Source organism: Priestia sp. P5_B4, from assembly GCF_056400385.1.
This window is the reverse complement of record NZ_JBFULJ010001282.1, coordinates 1-801: the sequence shown is the minus strand read 5'-3', so window position 1 is coordinate 801 and position 801 is coordinate 1. Positions and strand designations below refer to the sequence as shown.

The 801-nt window shown below is 28.5% G+C and carries 1 protein-coding gene; it reads left to right on the top strand.

The window, feature by feature from the left end; translation table 11 throughout:
• A partial coding sequence (locus AC1DRF_RS30500) for a hypothetical protein (protein ID WP_477742634.1) occupies positions 1-436 on the top strand: 436 nt, incomplete at its 5' end.
• Positions 437-801: the final 365 nt, after the last annotated feature.

Sequence of the window (801 nt, the reverse complement as noted above, 5' to 3'; positions counted from 1 at the left end):
GGTAATTTATATGTTGAAAAAGAAAAGGTTTTTGATTTTATTTATTGTATTAATTTCTATTGTTTTTTTCTTTTTTATGCTCAAAGACGATGGAGAGATCAAAAGAGATAATATAGAAATAGGATATAAAACAAATGATGAATCTCAACAAATTATTAATCCACAAAATAAAGTGGATCGAAATAAGGAGGTAATTGTCTCCACACATTTTAAAGACAATTTGGGAAAAGAAAAACAAAATAAAAATTTTGCACTAAAATTAGCTAATATCAAGGATAAGAGCAATGTTTTAATGGAAGAAACTATTCCTAATGACGAGGGTACTTCGGGTTATGAATTTAAAATTAGCCCAGGGAAACTCTCTGCAGGAAAATACCAAATTTCTTTGTATAGAGATAATAATTTGAGCGTAGAAAAAGTCTTTACATTCAAATGATAGAGAATATACAGTCCGTAAAAGTATACATTTACGGACTTTTCTTTTGAATATAAAATCTCTCATTTTTATCGTTCGTTTAAGTTTTAAATAAAATTACGGACGTCTTCTGAAAATCGGGAACTTTTACGAACGTTTTTAGTGAAACAATAGGATAATAAATACAAAATGAGTATAAATTTGGAGGTAGGTCTTTTTTTTATTTTACATTTGAAAATTGATTGATATGATTCTTATCAGAACCTTTAGTTATGTTAGATAGGTTAGAGTTCTCTTGAAAGAGGCACTCTTTAGAAAGGTGGAGAAGCTGTCTCTTTTAAACCTCCAGCTTAAGAAGCTCACCCATATAGTTTATAGATGTATTC